This is a genomic window from Agrococcus citreus (assembly GCF_039527715.1).
In the GTDB taxonomy this organism is placed as follows: domain Bacteria; phylum Actinomycetota; class Actinomycetes; order Actinomycetales; family Microbacteriaceae; genus Agrococcus; species Agrococcus citreus.
The window spans coordinates 183,453-202,091 of sequence record NZ_BAAAKK010000004.1; the positions used below are offsets into that span (position 1 = coordinate 183,453).

Annotated in this window: 19 protein-coding genes; 8 read left to right on the plus strand and 11 right to left on the minus strand. The window is 71.8% G+C overall.

The genetic code is table 11. The annotated features are described in order from the left end of the window. Positions 1-53: 53 nt before the first annotated feature. The 7 genes from ABD106_RS07915 to ABD106_RS07945 form a co-directional block, all read right to left on the minus strand. A complete protein-coding gene (locus ABD106_RS07915; RefSeq protein ID WP_343919124.1) occupies positions 54-1,286 on the minus strand; it encodes a low temperature requirement protein A in 1,233 nt (410 codons plus the stop codon). A 72-nt stretch (positions 1,287-1,358) separates the two neighbouring features. Further along, positions 1,359-1,838, minus strand: a complete 480-nt coding sequence (locus tag ABD106_RS07920) for a glutathione peroxidase (protein WP_343919126.1) — start codon at positions 1,836-1,838, stop codon at positions 1,359-1,361. 46 nt (positions 1,839-1,884) lie between these two features. Continuing rightward, entirely contained in the window at positions 1,885-2,667 is a 783-nt protein-coding gene (locus tag ABD106_RS07925; RefSeq protein ID WP_343919128.1) for a hypothetical protein, read from the minus strand. Between the two features lie 222 nt (positions 2,668-2,889). Next, positions 2,890-4,179 carry an MFS transporter gene (locus tag ABD106_RS07930; protein ID WP_343919129.1) on the minus strand — a complete coding sequence of 430 codons (1,290 nt, stop codon included), beginning with the start codon at positions 4,177-4,179 and terminating at the stop codon, positions 2,890-2,892. Positions 4,180-4,285: 106 nt separating this feature from the next. After that, positions 4,286-4,924 (minus strand): ArsR/SmtB family transcription factor, encoded by a 639-nt coding sequence (locus ABD106_RS07935; protein ID WP_343919131.1) that lies wholly within the window; start codon positions 4,922-4,924, stop codon positions 4,286-4,288. Between the two features lie 2 nt (positions 4,925-4,926). Continuing rightward, positions 4,927-5,058 (minus strand): hypothetical protein, encoded by a 132-nt coding sequence (locus ABD106_RS07940; RefSeq protein ID WP_343919133.1) that lies wholly within the window; start codon positions 5,056-5,058, stop codon positions 4,927-4,929. A gap of 184 nt (positions 5,059-5,242) precedes the next feature. Then, the gene (locus tag ABD106_RS07945) at positions 5,243-6,301 is read right to left on the minus strand and encodes a 2,3-butanediol dehydrogenase (protein WP_343919135.1); all 1,059 of its coding nucleotides are present in this window, start codon (positions 6,299-6,301) and stop codon (positions 5,243-5,245) included. Positions 6,302-6,418: 117 nt separating this feature from the next. Between ABD106_RS07945 and ABD106_RS07950 the strand changes: the two genes are divergently transcribed. Together ABD106_RS07950 and ABD106_RS07955 are read left to right on the plus strand one after the other, a co-directional pair. Beyond that, entirely contained in the window at positions 6,419-6,829 is a 411-nt protein-coding gene (locus ABD106_RS07950) for an ArsR/SmtB family transcription factor (RefSeq protein WP_343919137.1), read from the plus strand. Between the two features lie 2 nt (positions 6,830-6,831). After that, complete coding sequence (locus ABD106_RS07955; protein WP_343919139.1) at positions 6,832-7,482, plus strand: SRPBCC domain-containing protein; 651 nt, start codon at positions 6,832-6,834, stop codon at positions 7,480-7,482. 87 nt (positions 7,483-7,569) lie between these two features. Here ABD106_RS07955 and ABD106_RS07960 read toward each other — a convergent pair whose 3' ends face one another. The 3 genes from ABD106_RS07960 to ABD106_RS07970 all read right to left on the minus strand — a co-directional run bounded on the left by ABD106_RS07960 (position 7,570) and on the right by ABD106_RS07970 (position 10,456). Then, entirely contained in the window at positions 7,570-9,099 is a 1,530-nt protein-coding gene (locus ABD106_RS07960; RefSeq protein WP_343919141.1) for an SPFH domain-containing protein, read from the minus strand. Positions 9,100-9,206: 107 nt separating this feature from the next. Further along, on the minus strand, positions 9,207-9,362 hold the full coding sequence (locus ABD106_RS07965; protein WP_343919143.1) for a hypothetical protein: 156 nt from the start codon (positions 9,360-9,362) through the stop codon (positions 9,207-9,209). 122 nt (positions 9,363-9,484) lie between these two features. Further along, the gene (locus ABD106_RS07970) at positions 9,485-10,456 is read right to left on the minus strand and encodes an NAD(P)H-quinone oxidoreductase (RefSeq protein WP_343919423.1); all 972 of its coding nucleotides are present in this window, start codon (positions 10,454-10,456) and stop codon (positions 9,485-9,487) included. 144 nt (positions 10,457-10,600) lie between these two features. Between ABD106_RS07970 and ABD106_RS07975 the strand changes: the two genes are divergently transcribed. Next, a complete protein-coding gene (locus tag ABD106_RS07975; protein ID WP_343919145.1) occupies positions 10,601-11,053 on the plus strand; it encodes a cupin domain-containing protein in 453 nt (150 codons plus the stop codon). On the opposite strand, the gene ABD106_RS07980 is transcribed toward ABD106_RS07975, so the two are convergent. Further along, on the minus strand, positions 10,971-11,390 hold the full coding sequence (locus ABD106_RS07980) for a VanZ family protein (protein WP_343919147.1): 420 nt from the start codon (positions 11,388-11,390) through the stop codon (positions 10,971-10,973). The genes ABD106_RS07975 and ABD106_RS07980 overlap by 83 nt on opposite strands. A 205-nt stretch (positions 11,391-11,595) precedes the next feature. On the opposite strand from ABD106_RS07980, the gene ABD106_RS07985 reads away from it, so the two are divergent. From ABD106_RS07985 to ABD106_RS08005, 5 genes are all read left to right on the plus strand, one after another. Continuing rightward, positions 11,596-12,300, plus strand: a complete 705-nt coding sequence (locus tag ABD106_RS07985) for a FadR/GntR family transcriptional regulator (RefSeq protein WP_343919149.1) — start codon at positions 11,596-11,598, stop codon at positions 12,298-12,300. Positions 12,301-12,507: 207 nt separating this feature from the next. Further along, positions 12,508-13,809 (plus strand): MFS transporter, encoded by a 1,302-nt coding sequence (locus tag ABD106_RS07990; protein WP_343919151.1) that lies wholly within the window; start codon positions 12,508-12,510, stop codon positions 13,807-13,809. Between the two features lie 59 nt (positions 13,810-13,868). After that, positions 13,869-15,125: an alpha-hydroxy acid oxidase gene (locus ABD106_RS07995; protein ID WP_343919153.1), complete on the plus strand. Its 1,257-nt coding sequence runs from the start codon at positions 13,869-13,871 to the stop codon at positions 15,123-15,125. Positions 15,126-15,351: 226 nt separating this feature from the next. Next, a complete protein-coding gene (locus ABD106_RS08000) occupies positions 15,352-16,299 on the plus strand; it encodes a heavy-metal-associated domain-containing protein (RefSeq protein WP_343919155.1) in 948 nt (315 codons plus the stop codon). Between the two features lie 44 nt (positions 16,300-16,343). After that, positions 16,344-18,623 carry a heavy metal translocating P-type ATPase gene (locus tag ABD106_RS08005; protein ID WP_343919157.1) on the plus strand — a complete coding sequence of 760 codons (2,280 nt, stop codon included), beginning with the start codon at positions 16,344-16,346 and terminating at the stop codon, positions 18,621-18,623. The last annotated feature ends 16 nt before the right edge of the window (positions 18,624-18,639 follow it).

Genomic DNA, 18,639 nt, shown 5'->3' on the forward strand with positions numbered 1-18,639 from the left:
GTGCTCGGGCCGCTTCGGCGTGCCGCGGCCAGCCATGGAGGACGCGCTGCCGGTCACTCCAACCTGGCGTGCTCGTGCGCCTCGTCCGGCGCGCGCACCACGAGCACGAGCACCACGATCGCCAGGATGATGGCCGAGACCGCGACCGGGAACGGCAGCAGGGGGTCGAGCAGCACGAGCAGCGCGCCGAGCGGCACGACCGTGTTGACGACCCGGTCGCGCTGATGCCGCAGCGCGATGCCCCAGATGCCCATGACGAACACGGCGATGGGCACGGTGACGGTGAAGGATGCAGTCAGCGGGTCGAGCGCTGACGTCTCGGTGAGCACGTCGATCTCCACCTCGATGCCGGCCGAGAGCGCGCCGGCGGCGGCGAAGACGAAGAAGTGCGCGTAGCCGTGCCGTACCGAGCTCGCGTAGTCGGTGATGAGCCGGTGGTGGGGCGACCAGAAGTAGATCCACCAGAGGGCGCACGTCACGACGAGCGCGAGCGTCGCGATCCAGAGCAGCGGGCCGAGCTCGTCGACCTCCTCGATCGCCACGATGACGGCGTTCGCCGAGGCGAGCAGGCTCTCGCCCAACAGGATGAGCGTGAAGAGGCCGAAGCGCTCCGTCAGGTGGTGCGGGTGCCACGGCGTCTCGCCCTGCCGCTCGGCGACGATCGGCACCGCGAGCTCCGCGAGGATGAGCACGCCGATGGCGATGAACGACACCGGCTCGGGCAGCAGCAACGACAGCAGCCAGAGCGCCTGCACTGCGGAGATCCCGACCGCGTACAGCTGCGTCGCGCGGCGGCTCTCGCCCGCCCAGCGCGAGGCGCGGAGCCACTGGGCGACCATCGCGACCCGCATCACGACGTAGCTGAAGATGAGCAGCGAGAAGTCCTGCTCCTCGAATGCCGGCGCGACACCGGCGGCGAGCACGAGCACCCCGCCCATCTGCACGAACGTCAGCAGGCGGTAGAGCCAGTCGTCGGTCGCGAACGAGGTCGCGAACCAGGTGGAGTTGATCCACGCCCACCAGATGCCGAAGAAGATGACGCCGTAGACCAGCAGCCCCTCGACGACGTGCCCCTCGCCGAGCGCGTGGTGCAGGTTGACCGACGCGATGCTGACCGCGACCACGAAGACGAGGTCGAAGAACAGCTCGAGGGGCGTGGCCGACCTGCCCGCCTCCTCCGGATCGCGCGGGCGCATCTGCAGCAGTCGGAAGCGGCCGGCCTCCGCCGCAGGGACGACCTCCGGACCGTCGCCGTCGCGAGCGCCAGCGTGGTTCGACATGCTCATGTCGGCGAGCCTAGGGTCGCGGATGCGCGACGCGCGTCACGCAATGGCGCTGCGGCCGCGCGCGGGAGCCTGTCAGGCAGCGAGCGCCCGCTCGATGTCATCCCGCAGCTGGTCGGGCGTCGTCGTGGGGGCGAAGCGCTCGAGCACGGTGCCGTCGCGACCGATGAGGAACTTCGTGAAGTTCCACTTGATCGCGCCGCCGAGCATCCCCTTCTTCTCGTCCTTGAGCCACTTGAAGAGCGGGTGCGCCTCGGAGCCGTTGACCGCGACCTTCGCGAACATCGGGAAGCTCACGCCGTAGTTCTTCTGGCACGCCTCGGCGATCTCGTCGGCGGAGTCGTGCTCCTGGTTGAAGGTGTCGGAGGGGAAGCCGAGCACGACGAGGCCCTTGTCGGCGAGTTCCTGGTGCAGCTGCTCGAGCCCCTCGAACTGCGGGGCGAGCCCGCACTGGCTCGCGGTGTTGACCACGAGCACGACCTTGCCCGAGTACTCGGCGAGGTCCACCTCGCCGCCGGTGAGTGCTTCTGCCTGGAAGTCGCTGAGCGTCGTCATGCCGCCATCCTGTCGCGGCTTGCTATGCGCGCGCCGAGCGCCGGCGTCAGTCGGAGTGCGTCGCCTCGGGCCGCTCGAGACCCTCGAAGGGCGCGGTGCCGTCACGGTAGGCGGCCTCGTCGGCCGCATCGATCACGGTCGCGCCGACCATGAGGGCGAGCAGCTGCGGCGACTGCCGGTCGACGTCGGGCGGCGCGCCGACGCCCCTGTCGACGTCGACGAGGATCACCGAGACCCACATGGCGCCGTCCGAGGCGGAGCCCAGCCAGCGCCACATCTCGGCGGGATCGAGCGAGCCGTGCACCTCGACGACCTCGGCGTCGTGCTCCGCCGCGGTCTGGTGCGCGAACGGCTCCCGCTCGAAGTCCCAGATGATCGCTTCGAAGCCGTGCTGCGCGAGCTCGGCGTCGAGGGCCGCCGTGAGCGCGTCCCAGTCGTCCGGCACCTCCGCGGTCGACACGTCGGGCGAGTTGTACGTGCGATGCAGCGACGGGCCGCCGTAGCCGTTGCCGCCGTGCTCGGAGACGCCGCCCTCCGCGCCGGTCTCCCAGGCGAGGCCGGGCGCGACGTCGTCGACCGAGCGCTGCAGCTCGTCGAGCAGCTCGTCGCCGAACCGCTCGACCTGCTCTGACCGCGGGGCGGCGAGCACGTCGGCCGGCTCGTGGTGCTGCTCGCCGGGGAAGTCGGCCCACGAGAGCGTCGTCTCGTGCCCCGACGCATCCGTCACCGTCGTGGTCGGCGACGCGGGCTGCAGCAGGCCGCAGCCGGTGAGCAGCGCCCCGACGAGGCAGAGGGCCGCGAGAGGAAGGGCTCGTTGGATGCGTCGCACGGGCCGAGCCTGGCAGGCCGCGGCGCCGCGCGGTGCCGCGAGCGCCGAAGTCATCCCCGGGGGTGACCCTGCCTGGCCGCCGCCGCATCGGGTGGTCACGACACGCCGTCGGTCGCGCGCCGGGTGGTCACGACACGCCGCGCGCGGCCACCGCCACGCGGCGTGTCGTGACCACCCATCGTGCAGCGGCTCCGCGCTGCAGCGCCTCCGTGGTGCAGCGGCTCAGTCGTGCAGCGGCTCGTGGTGCGGCGGCGGCGCGGTCTCGCGGTCGAGGCGCCGGCCGAGCGCGACCGCGAGCGCCGCGGCGAGCACGCCCAGCGCGGTGACGGCGATGAGCCAGCGGTAGTCGACGACGCCCAGCAGTGCGCTGCCGAGCGCGAGCAGCAGCATCTGCGGCACGTTGATCGAGACGTTGAGCGCCGCCGACGTGCGGCCCTGCAGGCGGGCGGGCGTCAGCCGCATCCGCAGCGTCACGACGCCCACGATGACCCACGGCACGCCGAACCCGATGAGGCCCTGCACCACGCCCATGCCGGCCCAGCGCATCCACGCCTCGGCGAGCGGCCACTGGACGAGCACGAAGGCGGCGAGCGTGCCGAGGCCGACGAGCGCGAGGCCCCACGCGACGAGGCGTCGCTCGCCGATGCGGCGCAGCATCCATGCCGAGCACAGCCCGCCCGCGAGCGCGCCGATGCCCTGGATCGCCTGCGCGGGGCCGAGCGCAGCCGGCCCCTCCTGCAGACCGTGCTCGACGAGCGGGAAGATCGTCGCGTTCAGCAGCCCGGTCAGGCCGAAGCCGACCGCCGTCGCGACGGTCAGCAGGCGCAGCAGCGGGTCGGCGAGCAGGGCTCGGAAGCCGGCCGACAGCTCGTGCCAGTACGTCTCGCCGTCGAGCCGCGGCTCGGGCGCCGACTCCTCGATGCGCACGGTCGTGAGCACGATCGCCATCACGAGGAAGCCGGCGGCGGCGAGAGTGATGACCGCCCACGGGCCGGCCGCGACGTAGAGCGCGGCGCCGAGCGCGGGACTGACGATGCGCATCCCATTGTCGATCGAGGTGAAGATGCCGTTGGCGCCCGCGAGCTCGTCGTCGGGCAGCAGGTCGCGCAGCAGTCCCGACTGCGCGGCCGCGGTGAGGTAGGCGGCGAGGCCGTAGCCGAAGGTGGCGGCGTAGATGAGCCAGACCTGGTCGGGGCCTCGCACGAGCAGGAGCGTGAGCACGACGGCAGCGGTGCCGAGGTTCGTGCCGATGAGCAGCGGGCGGCGGTGCACGCGATCGGCGAGCTGGCCGGCGAACGGGGCGAGCAGCGCCGGCAGGCCGATGAAGAGGAAGACGAGCGCGCCCGCGGCATCGGAGCCGGTGAGCTCCTTCACCCAGATGGCGAGCACGAGGTAGAGGGCGCTGTCGCCGAGGTTGGTCGCGACCCAGCCGACCATGAGGCGGCGGTAGGCGGGCCGGCGCATGGGCGACGGCGGCTTGGCAGTGGCGGGGGATGCGGTGGTGGTGGTCATGCGGACTCCTCGGGTGCGAGCGCGCGACGGTGCGCGCCGCCGGGCAGGGGGTGCCGTGAGCGGGATGAGGGTGCCGAGCGCACGGGTGGCGTGCGCGGGCGGGGCGTCAGCTGGCGCTGGGCTCCCCGGTGACGGGCGCGTCGAGGTCGGGGTTCAGCGTGGCGAAGAAGTGCGACTTGTGGCTGCCGACCGGTCGCTGCGACGGGTCGTCGTGGCGGCCGCGGAAGCGGTCGGCGAGGTGGGCGATGTCGTTGGCGAGCTCGGCGAGCTCGGCGGGCGTCGCCCAGAAGGTGGAGATGTTGACCGTGACGCCGTCGACCCAGTCGGGCAGGCGGCCGTTGCCGTGCGCCTGCAGGAAGCGGATCATGCGGTCGGCCTCGTGCTGCACGTAGAGGGCGCCGATCGTGCTCGAGGAGCGCACCGACTCGACGTCGTCGGGGTCGGGACGCAGGTCGCGGCTGCGGTGCGCCGACCTCCAGGGCTTCGACGTGCCCTTGGCCTCGGCGCGCACGATGAAGCCGGCCTTCTCGAGCGTGCGCAGGTGGAAGGAGCAGTTCGAGGGGCTCTCGCCGACGCGCTCGGCGATCTGCGTGGCGGTCGCCTCCTCGAGCTCGTCGATGACGGCGAGCATCTCGACGCGCAGGGGGTGCGCGAGCGCCCGCAGCACAGCGGGATCGCTGCTGCGGAGTGCCGGCAGCGACTCGTCGTCCGCCGCGGCACTCCCCTGGGCGCGCTCGTCGGTCATGCTCAGATCAAACCACGCTGGATGCTGAGCTCGGCGCGAACGCGGTCGTAGTAGCGCTCGCTCGCCTCGCGCTCGAGTCGAGCGCGATTGCGCTCGTCGGCCGCGCGACGCGGGATGCGGTGGATGCGTCCCATGGTCTTCCTCCTCTGGCTTCGGCGGTGCGGTGATGCGCTGCCGTTGCCTGAAAGAGTACCTTCGAAGCATCCGCTTCGCAATAGTTCTTTCGAAGCGTTTGCTTCGGCGTGTCGCGTGCGGTGTCTGCGGCGGGTGGGACGCGGATGGCCCTGCCGATCGGCAGGGCCATCCGCGTGGAGGTTCCTACATGGACACCAGGATCTTGACCTCGTGGTCCTTGTTCTCGATGAGCCGCGTGAATCCCTGCTCGACGATGTCGTCGACCGTGATGCGGCCGGTGATGAAGGGCGCCAGATCGACCTTGCCGCTGCGTGCGAGCTCGATGGCCTCCTCGTGGTCGTTGGCGTAGCCGATCGACGAGCCGAGGACGCGGTCCTGCATCGTGAGCTGCGCGGTGATGTCGAGCTGGACGGGCTTCACGTGGATCGCGACGACCTCGAGCCGGCCCCCGCCGCGCAGCACCGAGAGCAGCTGCTCCACCACGACCGCGACGCCGGCCGCGTCGAACGCGACGTCGGCGCCGGCGCCGCCCGTGTGCTCGGCGACCACTGCCGCGAGGTCGTCGTTCGCAGGGTCGACGACGACATCCGCCACCCCCGTCGACGCGGCCTTCTCTCGCCGGGCGGTCGACATCTCGCTCACGATGACGGTGAAGCCCTTGGCCTTGAGCACTGCGGCGACCAGCAGCCCGATCGGGCCGGCGCCCCCGACGACCGCGGTGCCCGACTCGACGCCCGAGTGCTTGACCGCGTGCAGCGCGACCGAGAGCGGCTCGATGAGCGCAGCCTGGTCGAGCGGCAGGTCGCCGACGGGGTGCACCCAGCGCGACTCCACGACGATGTGCTCGCTGAGACCGCCGCCGAGGCCGGAGATGCCGATGAATCCCATCTGCTCGCACAGGTTGTAGGCGCCCGCCTTGCAGGCCGGGCACGTGCCGTCGACCATGAGCGGCTCGACCACCACCGAGTCGCCGACGGCGAGGCCCTCGACGCCTTCGCCGACCTCCTCGACGACGCCCGAGAACTCGTGGCCCATCACGACGGGCAGGGTCTCGCCCGACAGCGGGTGCGGGTCGGTGTCGGACGGCGCCGGGGGCATGGGTCCGTCGTGGAACAGGTGGAGGTCGCTGCCGCAGATGCCGTTGAACGCCGGCGCGATCTTCACGGTGCCCGGGCGCAGCTGGGGCTCCTCGATCTGCTCGATGCGGACATCTTCCTTGCCGTAGTACATGGCTGCCTTCACGGTGCACTCCCTCTCGTTCGTGTCCCTCCATCGTACCGTTCGATTTTGAAGCAGACTAGGGAACGATGCGCACAGTTCAGTCTTGACGTATATAAGCTGTTGTGCAACCATCGCTCCATGCACGCACTCGACGTCCTCGGCGACCCGGTTCGACGACGCATCCTCGAGGTGCTCGCCGAGGGTGAGACGAGCGCCGGCACCGTCGCGGCCGTGATCGGCGCGGAGTTCGGCATCAGGCAGCCGGCGGTGAGCCAGCAGCTGCGCGTGCTGCGCGAGCAAGGGTTCGCGACCGTGCGCCCCGACGGGCAGCGGCGGCTCTACGCCGTCGATCCCGTCGGCCCGCGCGAGGCGCGCGAGTGGCTGTCGGCCTTCGACCGCTACTGGATGCCGAAGCTCGCGGCGCTCGACACCGAGCTCGCGCGCGGCCGGCGGCAGCGACGGCGCGCCGACGACACCGGCGAGGCCGACCTCCCCGCCGCGCCCACTTCTAAGAACCCGAAGAACCCGAACACCACGAAGGAGAAGTGACCATGGTGGATGTCCTCGCCCAGCTGGGCGCCGTGACGCGCGAGGTGCGCGTCGAGCAGATCGACGGCACCGAGTCGCACGTGCAGTCGCTCTCGCAGACCTACCGCTCCCCCATCGACGACGTGTGGGACGCGGTGACGAGCGCCGAGCGCATCCCTCGCTGGTTCATGCCCGTGTCGGGCGAGCTGCGACTCGGCGGCCGGTACCAGCTCGAGGGCAACGCCGGCGGCGAGGTGCTCGAGTGCGACCCGCCGGAGGGCGACGCCGCGCGCTTCCGCGTGACGTGGGAGTTCGGCGGCGGCGTCACCTGGCTCACCGTGCGCCTCGCGACCGAGGGCGACGGCACGCGGCTCGAGCTCGAGCACGTCGCGCATGCGGCCGACGTGCCGGCCGAGATGTGGGAGACGTTCGGGCCCGGCGCGACCGGGGTCGGCTGGGACGGCGGCCTGCTCGGCCTCGCGCTGCACCTGCTGCCGGGCGACACCCCCATCACGCCCGGCCAGGCCGAGGCGTGGACCGCGACCGACGAGGGCCGAGCGTTCTACCGCGGCGCGGCGGATGCGTGGGCGGCAGCCGCGGTCGACGGCGGCGCCGACGCGGAGGCCGCGAAGCGCCAGGCCGACGCGACGTACGGCTTCTACACCGGCACGTAGCGGCCGACGGAGGCGCGACCACAAGTCGCGCCGATGGTCACCTCGACGCCCGATCGCCCGGCGAGCACTACTCGCCCAGCAGCCGGTTCACTCCGTCGCTGAGTGGTCGATCAGCACCGGCGCCGACTGCCCCTGCTTCGCCATCGCGCTGCCCGCGGCGTTGCCCTGGGCGCTCGCGTTGATGATCGCCTGCAGGTCGATGCCCGTCGCATCCTTCATCATCTGCGTCATGGAGGCCATGTTGCCGACCATGTCGCCCGTGAGCTTGCCGGTGCCGTCGGCCGAGATGACCGTGATCTCGGACGACGCGTAGGCCTTGCCGAACGCCTCGGCCACCTGCGGCAGCACCTTCAGCAGCTCCTGCGCGAGCACGACCTGCGCGTTGTCGGAGAGCGCCTTCGCGCGCGCCTCGATCGCCTGACCCTCCGCGAGGCCGCGGGCGCCGATCGACTCGGCCTCGGCGCGACCGCGAGCGGCGGTCGCGACGGCCTCCGCCTCGCCCTCGGCCTTCGCCGCCTCGGCGGCGGCGATGCGGGCGGTGCGCTGCGCGTTGCCTCGCGACTCGGTGACCGCGGCCTCGGCGACACCCTCGGCCTTCGCCGCGAGCGCGCGGGCCTCGCGCGCGGTGCGCTCGGCGTTCGCCTCGATCTCCTTCGCCCGGGCGTTCGCCTCGGCGGTGACCTGGATGCGGTACGACTCGGCGTCGGCGACCTTGCGGACGTCGGCGTTCAGCTGCTGCTCGCGCAGCTCGGTCTGCCGCTGCGCCGTGATCTCTTCCTGCTTGACGATCGCCTGGCGCTGCACGGCGTCCTCGAGCGGCTTCGCGGCGGCGGCCTGCGAGACAGCCTTGTCGGTCTCGGCCTGCACTGCGGCCTGCTGCAGCTGCAGCACGCGGTTCGCCTCGAGGATCTGCTTCTTCGCCTGGATCGACGCCTCCTCGGCCGCCTTCTGCGCCTCGGTGTTGGCGATCGCCGCGGCGCGCTGCACCGCTGCCGACTCGGGTACGCCGAGGTTGACGAGGTAGTTCGAGGTGTCGTTGATCTCCTGGATCTGGAGCGTGTCGACGACGAGGCCCTGCTTGCTCAGCGCATCCTCCGCCGCCTGCAGCACCGCTGCGGCGAGCGCCTGGCGGTCGTGGATGATCTCGAGCACCGTCAGCTGGCCGATGATCCCGCGCAGCGAGCCCGAGAGCACCTCCTGCGTCGACGACTCGATCTCCTCCTGCTGCGAGAGGAAGCGCTGCGCGGCGTTGCGGATCGACTCCTCGGTGCCGCCCACCTTGATGACCGCGACGGCCTGCGCGTGGATCGTGATGCCGTCCTTCGCCTGCGCGGTCGTGTTGAACAGCAGCCGCCGCGAGCGGAGCGACATCTTGAACGACTTCTGCACGAACGGCATGACGAAGACGCCGCCGCCCGTGACGACCTTCTGACCCGAGAGGTCCTGGGTCGTGTGCCCCTCGGCGTCGATCGTCTTCTTGCCCTTCCGGCCCGTGACGATGATCGCCTCGTCGGGTTCGGCGATCCGGTAGCGACGGATCGCGCCGAAGACGAGCGCGACCACGACGATGACGGCGAGCGCGACGAGCAGGATGAGCGGGCTGAAGAGATCGGGCACGTGCGGCTCCATCGACGGGGGGTGGTCCCGTCAGGATACGGGCCGTCGCGCAAATTTGCCGATCTTGCCTCAGATTCTCCCTCGGGTCGTCGCCAGCGCCTGCGCCCTCAGATGATCCAGGCGGTGGCCGCCACGTCGGCGGCCAGGTCGCGGTGCTCGGACAGCAGCCGCTGCCGCTCCGTGCGCTCGATGCTGAGCGTGTGCCGCTCCTGCCAGCTGAGCTGCTCTGCTGCGCGGCGCGTGCCGCGCTGACGGCGTCCCATGATCACTCCTCGGTGCTCGTGTCGGTGTGTGGTCGCCGCCCGACGCTCGTCGTCGAGCGGTTCGCACCCATCCGATCACCGACCACCCACATGCCCGCCGCCCGGGGATCGATCGCTCGCCGTCAGCGGACGAGCACGATCTTGCCGCCGGGCGACTCGTCGCCGCCCATGAGCGCGAGCGCCTCGTTCGCGTGCGTCAGGCGCAGCTTCGCGCCGATCACGGGCGCGATCGTGCCTGCCTCGAGGAGCGGCCACACCTCGCGCCGCACCTCGTCGATGACGTCGGCCTTGCCGCCTCGGCCGGTCCTCGGCCGCGCGCGCAGGGTCATCGCCCGCAGCGTGATGCGCCGCTGCATGAGCCAGCGGAGGTCGATCTCGGCCTCGGTGCCGCGCTGCGCAGCGATGACGGTGAGCGTGCCGTCGAGCGCGAGCGACGCCAGGTTGCGCTCGAGGTAGTCGGCACCGATGACGTCGATGATGAGCTCGGCGCCGCGGCCCTCGGTGGCCCGGTGCACGGCGGCGACGAAGTCCTCCGACCGGTAGTCGACCGCCACCTCGGCGCCGAGCATCCGCACCATCCGGTGGTGCCGCGCGCTCGCCGTCGTCGCGATGCGGTACCCGCGGGCCGTGAGCAGCTGCACCGCCATGGTGCCGATGCCGCCGCTGCCGCCGTGCACGAGGGCGAGCCCCTCGACCGCGGGCTCGGCCACATCGCGGATGGCGGTCCAGACGGTGCAGACCGCCTCGGGCAGCGCTGCCGCATCCGCAAGGTCGATGCCGCGCGGCACCGGCAGCAGCTGCGTCGCGGGCACCGCGACCCGCTCGGCGTAGCCGCCGCCCGCGAGCAGCGCGCACACCTCGTCGCCGACCGCCCAGCCCTCGACGCCGTCGCCGACGTGAGCGATCACGCCCGAGCACTCGAGCCCGATGATCGGCGACTCCCCCAGCGGCGGCGGGTAGTGCCCAGCGGCCTGCAGCCGGTCGGCGTTGTTGACGGCGGTCGCGACGATGTCGACGACCACCTCGCCGTGCCCCGCGACCGGGTCGGGCGCATCCGTCCACTCCAGCGGCCCTCCGGGCCCCTGCTGCTGCATCGCCTTCACGGTCTCGCTCCCAACGTCGACGCCGCATCCACCCTAGGAGCCGCGCCGCTCGGCGCGCTGGGTCAGCGTGCGGCGGCGCATTGCACGCCCATGCGCACGGTGGCTCCGGGCATAGCCTCGAGGCAGGAGGTCGGCATGGCGGATGCGGCAGGCGAGCAGGCGGGCGACGAACCGGCGCACGACGGCGGCGAGGGCGGGCGCAGCGGCGCCGAGCCGCGCAGTGTCGCCGAGCCGCGCATCCTGGCCGACTCGGGCGTGCTCGCGGCGGCAGTGGGCGAGCCGGACGAGCGGGGCGCCGTCTGGCGACTCGATGAGGCCGAGCGCCATCTCGACGCGAACGTCATCGCGCTCCCGCCGGGCGAGCGCATCGACGAGCACGTCGGCCCGGACGAGGACGTGCTGCTGCACGTGATCGCCGGCGCCGGCACGCTGCGCTCCGCCGGCGTCGAGCTCGCGCTCGCGCCGGGTGCGGTCGTCTGGCTGCCGAGGCGCGCGCGGCGCGAGATCACGGCTGGGGCCGAGGGCCTCCGCTACCTGTCGGTGCACCGCCGGAAGCCGGGGCTGCAGGTCGGTCGGCGCGGAGCCTGAGCAGCAGCGCGGAGCCGACCGCGAGCCCGACGGCGACGCCGACGATGTCGGCCACCGCATCCCACGGGTCGCCGCCGCGACCGGGGAGCAGCAGGTGCTGCACGACCTCGGAGACGATCGCGTGCGCGATGAGCAGCGGGGCGAGCACGACTGGCCGCAGCCCGGCGAGCACGCCGAGCAGCGCCGGTGCGAGGAACACCGCAGCGTGCACGGCCTTGTCGGCGCCCGGGATGCCGCCACCCGAGGGCGGGTTCGGCAGGTAGAGCGCGATCAGCTGGACGACGACGGCGAGCGCGAAGAGCACCGCCCACACGCGCCGATCCCGCAACCACCTCATGCGTCGATCGTCGCACCTCCTGCAGCGCTGCGGTCACCGGGCAGCCGTCGACGCGTGCACGAGCAGAGGTGCAGCGCCGCCGATCGGAGGGGAATCGCCTCTCCCTGTGCTCAACACCCCAGATCGCCTCGACTCGAGGCGCGTCGACCCGCGCGCGCGACGACAACCGCCTCGCCGAACGCGCATCGCTGGGATACTCGAGCCGATGAAGGTGCACGAGACGGTCATGGACTGGGTCACCGCCGAGCTGCGGAGCGGCCGGCTCTCCATCGGCGACCACCTTCCCGGTGAGCGGGCGCTCGCCGAGACGCTGCAGGTCTCGCGCGGCTCGCTGCGCGAGGCGCTCCGGGTCCTCGAGGCGCTCGGCACGATCCGCACGTCGACAGGTTCCGGTCCGCGCTCCGGCACCATCGTCACGGCGGCGCCCGAGCAGGCACTCGCTCTCGCGCTCGACATGCAGCTCGCGACGCGCCACGTCGAGCACGAGCACATCTACGAGGTGCGGCTGCTGCTCGAGGCGTGGGCCGCAGAGCACGCCGAGGTCGAGGCCGCCGACCTCGCGGCGGCGGAGCAGCTGCTCGAGCGGATGGACGAGGTCGAGCTGCCGGTCGAGGAGTTCCTGCAGCTCGACGCCGCCTTCCACGCATCGCTGTCCCGCGCGGCGGGCAATCCGCTCATCAGCACGCTCATGGACGCGCTGCGATCGGCGATCGCCGACCACACGCTCGCCCGCGCGCAGGCCCTCCCCGACTGGTCGAGCACCGCCGTGCGGCTCCGCGCGGAGCACCACGGCATCTTCGAGTGCGTGCGCGATGGCGACCGCGCGGGGGCCGCGCAGCTGCTCCGCGAGCACATCGAGGGCTACTACCGCGAGACGGCTGCGGCCGCTGCGGACGACGCCCGCGCGTAGCGCGGTCGGTGGCGAGCGCCTGCCGTCACCCGGCCGGCACCGCCGTCGACGGACGCCCGCCGACACGCCCGAGTCGACATCGCGCATCCGGCGCAACCTTGACGGCCTCCGCGCGACTGCCCTATCGTCATGTGGTCCGACCACATGGTCTGACCACACGCGTCGCCACGATCGGTTCGGCGCCGAGCGATTCTCGAAGGAGAGAACATGGCAAGCAGCACCTTGGCCGCAGAACCGAAGCAGGAGCGGCTCAACTACCGCGTGCTGCTCGGCAGCCTGAGCGGCAGCGTCATCGAGTGGTTCGACTTCCTCGTCTACGGCACCGTCGCGGCGCTCGTCTTCAACAAGATCTACTTCCCGACCGAGGATCCGTTCATCTCGACGCTGCTCGCCTACGCGTCGTTCTCGCTCACGTTCTTCTTCCGCCCCATCGGCGGCGTGATCTTCGCGCACATCGGCGACCGCATCGGCCGCAAGAAGACGCTGTTCCTGACCCTCATGCTCATGGGCGGCGGCACGGTCGCGATCGGCCTGCTGCCCGACTTCAACACGATCGGCATCTGGGCGCCCATCCTGCTGCTCCTCTTCCGCGTGCTGCAGGGCATCGGCATCGGCGGCGAGTGGGGCGGCGCGCTGCTGCTCGCCTACGAGTACGCGCCGAAGCACCGCCGCGGCCTCTACGGCGCCGTGCCGCAGATGGGCATCAGCCTCGGCCTGCTGCTCGCCTCCGCCGTGATCGCGCTGCTCACGCTGCTGCCCGAGGACCAGTTCCTCTCGTGGGGCTGGCGCGTGCCGTTCGTCGGCAGCATCGTGCTCGTCTTCATCGGCCTGTGGATCCGCAACGGCCTGGACGAGACGCCGGAGTTCAAGCGCATCCGCGAGACCGGTGCGCGCCTGCGCCTCCCCATCAAGGAGGTCGTCACCAAGCACTGGGGCGCCGTGCTCGTCTCGATCGGCATGAAGGCCGCCGAGACCGGGCCGTTCTACATCTTCGGCACCTACGTCGTCGCCTACGCGACGAACATCCTGGGCGTGCGCCAGAACACCGTGCTGCTCGCCGTCGCCGCGGCCGCACTCGTCGCGACCCTCTGGATGCCGTTCTTCGGGCACCTCTCCGACCGCGTCGGCCGAGCGGTCCTGTACCGCTGGTCGGCGATCACCACGATCGTGCTCGTCGTGCCGTACTACCTCGTGCTCAACACGGGCGAGGCATGGGCGGTCTTCGCCGCCACGATCGTCGCGTTCGGCCTGCTGTGGGGCAGCGTGAACGCGATCCTCGGCACGCTCATCGCCGAGAGCTTCAGCCCCGCGGTGCGCTACACCGGCGCCACGCTCGGCTACCAGGTCGGCGCCGCGATCTTCGGCGGCACCGCGCCGCTCATCGCCGCGTGGCTGCTCGAGATGAGCGGCGGCCAGTGGTGGCCGATCGCCGTCTACGTGGCCATCTGCGCAGGCATCTCGGTGGTCGCGTCGTTCTTCGTGAAGCGCGTCGCGCACGTCGAGGCCTGACGCGGCGCTCCCGCACCGCATCCATCCGCACCGCATCGCTGTCTGAGAGAGGACCGACCATGAAGCGTCAGCTGCCCAAGGTCCGTGAGCTCGCCGAGCTCATGCAGTTCAAGAAGCCCGAGCTCGACGGCCGCAAGCGCCGCCTCGACGCCGCGCTCACCATCGACGACCTGCGATCGATCGCGAAGCGGCGCACGCCCGCGGCCGCGTTCGACTACACCGATGGCGCCGCCGACGGCGAGATCTCGCTGCAGCGCGCGCGGCAGGCGTTCGAGGATGTCGAGTTCCACCCCGACATCCTGCGGCCGGCCGCGAACGTCGACACGTCGACCACCGTGCTCGACGGGCCGAGCGCGCTGCCCTTCGGCATCGCGCCGACCGGCTTCACGCGCCTCATGCAGTCGGAGGGCGAGACCGCCGGCGCCGGCGCGGCAGCCGCCGCGGGCATCCCGTTCACGCTCTCGACGCTCGGCACCACGACGATCGAGGACGTCAAGGCGACGAACCCGCACGGGCGCAACTGGTTCCAGCTCTACGTCATGCGCGATCGCTCGATCTCGTACGGGCTCGTCGAGCGGGCCGCGGCCGCGGGCTTCGACACGCTCATGTTCACCGTCGACACGCCGATCGCCGGCGCGCGCCTGCGCGACAAGCGCAACGGGTTCTCCATCCCGCCGGCGCTCTCGCTGAAGACGATCGCGAACGCGATCCCGCGCCCGTGGTGGTGGTTCGACTTCCTCACCACGCCGAAGCTCGAGTTCGCGTCGCTCTCGACCACCGGCGGCACCGTCGGCGAGCTGCTCAACTCGGCGATGGACCCGACGATCTCGTACGACGACCTCGAGATCATCCGCTCGATGTGGCCGGGCAAGCTCGTCGTCAAGGGCGTGCAGAACGTGCCGGATGCGGTGCGACTCATCGACCGCGGCGTCGACGGCATCATCCTGTCGAACCATGGCGGCCGGCAGCTCGACCGCGCACCCGTGCCCTTCCACCTGCTGCCGCAGGTCGTGCGCGAGGTGGGCGCGGATGCGACCGTCATGGTCGACACGGGCATCATGAACGGCGCCGACATCGTCGCCTCGATGGCGCTCGGCGCGAAGTTCACGCTCATCGGCCGCGCCTACCTCTACGGGCTCATGGCCGGCGGCCGCCAGGGCGTCGACCGCACGATCGCGATCCTGCGCGACGAGATCGAGCGCACCATGGCGCTGCTCGGCGTCTCGTCGCTCGAGGAGCTCGAGCCGCGCCACGTCACGCAGCTGACGCGCCTCACGCCGATCGCACACGACGCCGCGGAGCACGCCGGGCTGTAGCGCCGCCACCCGTCGAGGGTCTGCGTCCGAGCTGTGATCGACTCGGAGGCAGACCCTCTTCTCGTTGCGGGCGTGGGTGCCCGCCTCGACCCTCGCTCTCGATCGTGAGCTGCTTGGTCGAGCTGCGGATGGCCATGCGCGATGCCTTGCAGCAATACCCCCCTGGGGTATACCGTGAGTGCATGAGCACCCAGCGGATCACTGCCACCTGCTCGCGGAGCGCCTCGTGAACGCTCCGGCTCGCCTGAGCCTCTACGGCCTCGGCCTCATCGGCGCGTTCGCCGCCGCGTTCCTCGTCGCCGGCGCCGTCGCGCCCGGCGCGGAGGTCGCGGCGCGGACGACCACCACAGACGGCGACCGCGCGACGCACGACGAGCCGTCCGCGGCGCAGAACGATGCCGCGATGCTCCCCGGCCTGTCGATGGAGGCGGACGGCTACCGCTTGAGCGAGGTGGAGATTCCTGCCGCTGTGGGCGAGACCGGCGAGCTGCGCTTCTCGGTGCTCGATCCCGACGGCCAGCCGCTCCTCGACTACACCGAGGAGCACGAGAAGGACCTGCACCTCATCGTCGTCCGCGAGGACGGCAGCCGGTTCCGGCACGTGCACCCCGAGCTCGACGCGTCGGGCACCTGGTCGCTGCCGTGGACCTGGGATGCAGCGGGCAGCTATCGCGTCTTCGCCGACTTCACTGCGGCGGCAGCCGAGCGCGGCGTGACCCTCGCCAGGACGATCAGCGTCGCCGGTGACTTCACGCCCGTCCCGCCGCAGGACGAGGTGCGGGAGGCGCGCGCCGGCGAGTTCGACGTCGCGCTCTCGGGCGACCTGGTCGCGGGCGGCAGCTCCACCCTCACGCTCGAGGTGACGCGGGACGGCGAAGCGGTCACCACGATGCAGCCCTATCTCGGTGCGTTCGGCCACCTCGTCGCGTTGCGCGACGGCGACCTCGCCTACCTGCACGTGCACCCCGACGGCGCCGAACCCGAAGCAGGCCAGCGCTCCGGCGCCAGCGTCGACTTCGCCGCCGAGGCGCCGACCCCCGGACGCTACCTGCTGTACTTCGACTTCCAGGTCGACGACGAGGTCCACACCGCATCCTTCGTCGTCGCCACGGGCGACCAGGCCGCTCCGGCCGAGTCCCACGCGCCCGCCGACGACGGCCACGACGACCATTGAGCCGCGCTCGGTCCCCACGCATCCCACGAGAAGGAATCCACAGCATGTCGACCACCGACGTCGTGAGCGAGTCCCCGGCGAGCACGTACGAGCTCGAGATCGGCGGCATGACGTGCTCGTCGTGCGCGATGCGCGTCGAGAAGAAGCTGAACAAGCTCGACGGCGTCGCGGCGTCGGTGAACTACGCCACCGAGAAGGCCAGGGTCACGGCGCCCGCCGACTTCGACCCGGCGCTGCTCATCGCGGAGGTCGAGAAGACCGGCTACACCGCCGTGCTGCCGACGCCGAAGGCTCCGGACACCGTCGACGATGGCGGCGAGCCCGTCGACCGCGAGCTCGTGTCGCTGCGGCAGCGGCTCATCGGCTCGATCGTGCTGTCGGTGCCGGTGATCCTCATGGCGATGATCCCCGTGCTCCAGTTCACCTACTGGCAGTGGGCGTCCCTCGCGCTCGCAGCACCGGTCGTGGTGTGGGCGGCATGGCCGTTCCACCGCGCCGCGTGGATGAACCTGCGCCACAGCGCGGCGACGATGGACACGCTCGTCTCTGTGGGAACCGGCGCCGCGTTCCTCTGGTCGCTCTTCGCGCTGTTCTTCGGCACCGCGGGCGTCCCCGGCATGACGCATCCGTTCGAGCTCACCATCGCGCCGAGCGACGGCGCCGCGAACATCTACCTCGAGGTCGCCGCGGGCGTGACGATGTTCATCCTCGCCGGCCGGTACTTCGAGAAGCGGTCGAAGCGGCAGGCGGGCGCGGCGCTCCGCGCGCTGCTCGAGCTGGGCGCGAAGGACGTCGCCGTCGTTCGCGGCGGCACCGAGGTGCGGATCCCGGTGGAGGACCTCGCGGTCGGCGACGAGTTCGTCGTCCGCCCGGGCGAGAAGATCGCGACCGACGGCGTCATCGTCTCGGGGATGTCGGCCATCGACGCCTCGATGCTCACCGGTGAGTCGGTGCCCGTCGAGGCCGCGCCGGGCGACGGCGTCACCGGAGGCACGGTCAACGCGAGCGGCAGGATCGTCGTGCGCGCCACTCGCGTCGGCTCCGACACGCAGCTCGCGCAGATGGCGCGGCTCGTCGAGGACGCGCAGTCGGGCAAGGCCGAGGTGCAGCGCCTCGCCGACCGCGTCTCGGGCATCTTCGTGCCCATCGCGATCGCGATCGCGGTCGTCACGCTCGGCGCATGGCTCGGCGCCGGCTTCCCCGCCGCGAGCGCGTTCACGGCCGCGGTCGCGGTGCTCATCATCGCCTGCCCGTGCGCGCTCGGCCTCGCCACGCCGACGGCGCTGCTCGTCGGCACCGGCCGCGGTGCGCAGCTCGGCATCCTCATGAAGGGCCCGGAGGTGCTGGAGTCGACGCGTCGGGTCGACACCGTCGTGCTCGACAAGACCGGCACCGTCACGAGCGGGCGGATGACGCTCGTCGACGTCGTCGCCGCGGCGGGCGTCGACCGCCGCGAGCTGCTGCGGCTCGCCGGCGCGATCGAGGATGCCTCCGAGCACCCCATCGCCCAGGCGATCGCGAAGGGCGCATCCGAGGAGCTCGAGGTCGACCTGCCCGACGTCGAGGGCTTCCGCAACGTCGAGGGCAAGGGCGTCAGCGGCATCGTCGACGGCCATGCCCTCGTCGTCGGCCGCGAGTCGCTGCTCGACGAGTGGTCGATCGCGCCGGATGCCGAGCTGCACCGGCGCAAGGAGGCCGCCGAGCACGAGGGCAAGACCGCCGTGCTCGTCGCCTGGGACGGCGAGATCCGCGGCCTGCTCGTCGTGGCCGACACCGTGAAGCCGACGAGCGCCGAGGCGATCCGGCAGCTGCGCGAGCTGGGCCTGACGCCCATCCTGCTGACGGGCGACAACCAGACCGTGGCCAGGCGCATCGCCGCCGACGTCGGCATCGACGAGGTCATCGCCGAGGTGCTGCCCGGCGACAAGGCGGAGGTGGTCGCCCGGCTGCAGGGCGAGGGCAAGGTCGTCGCTATGGTCGGCGACGGCGTCAACGACGCAGCGGCACTCGCGCAGGCCGACCTGGGACTCGCGATGGGGACGGGCACGGATGCGGCGATCGAGGCATCCGACATCACCCTCGTCCGCGGCGACCTGCGCAGCGCCGCCGACGCCATCCGCCTCGCCCGTCGCACGCTCGGCACCATCAAGGGCAACCTCTTCTGGGCATTCGCCTACAACGTGCTCGCGATCCCGCTCGCCGCGCTCGGGCTGCTCAACCCGATGCTCGCCGGTGCGGCGATGGCGTTCTCGAGCGTCTTCGTCGTGGGGAACAGCCTGCGGCTGCGCTCCTTCCAGAGCCGTGCCGTGACGGCGGGTCGCTGACCCGACCTCGCGACGC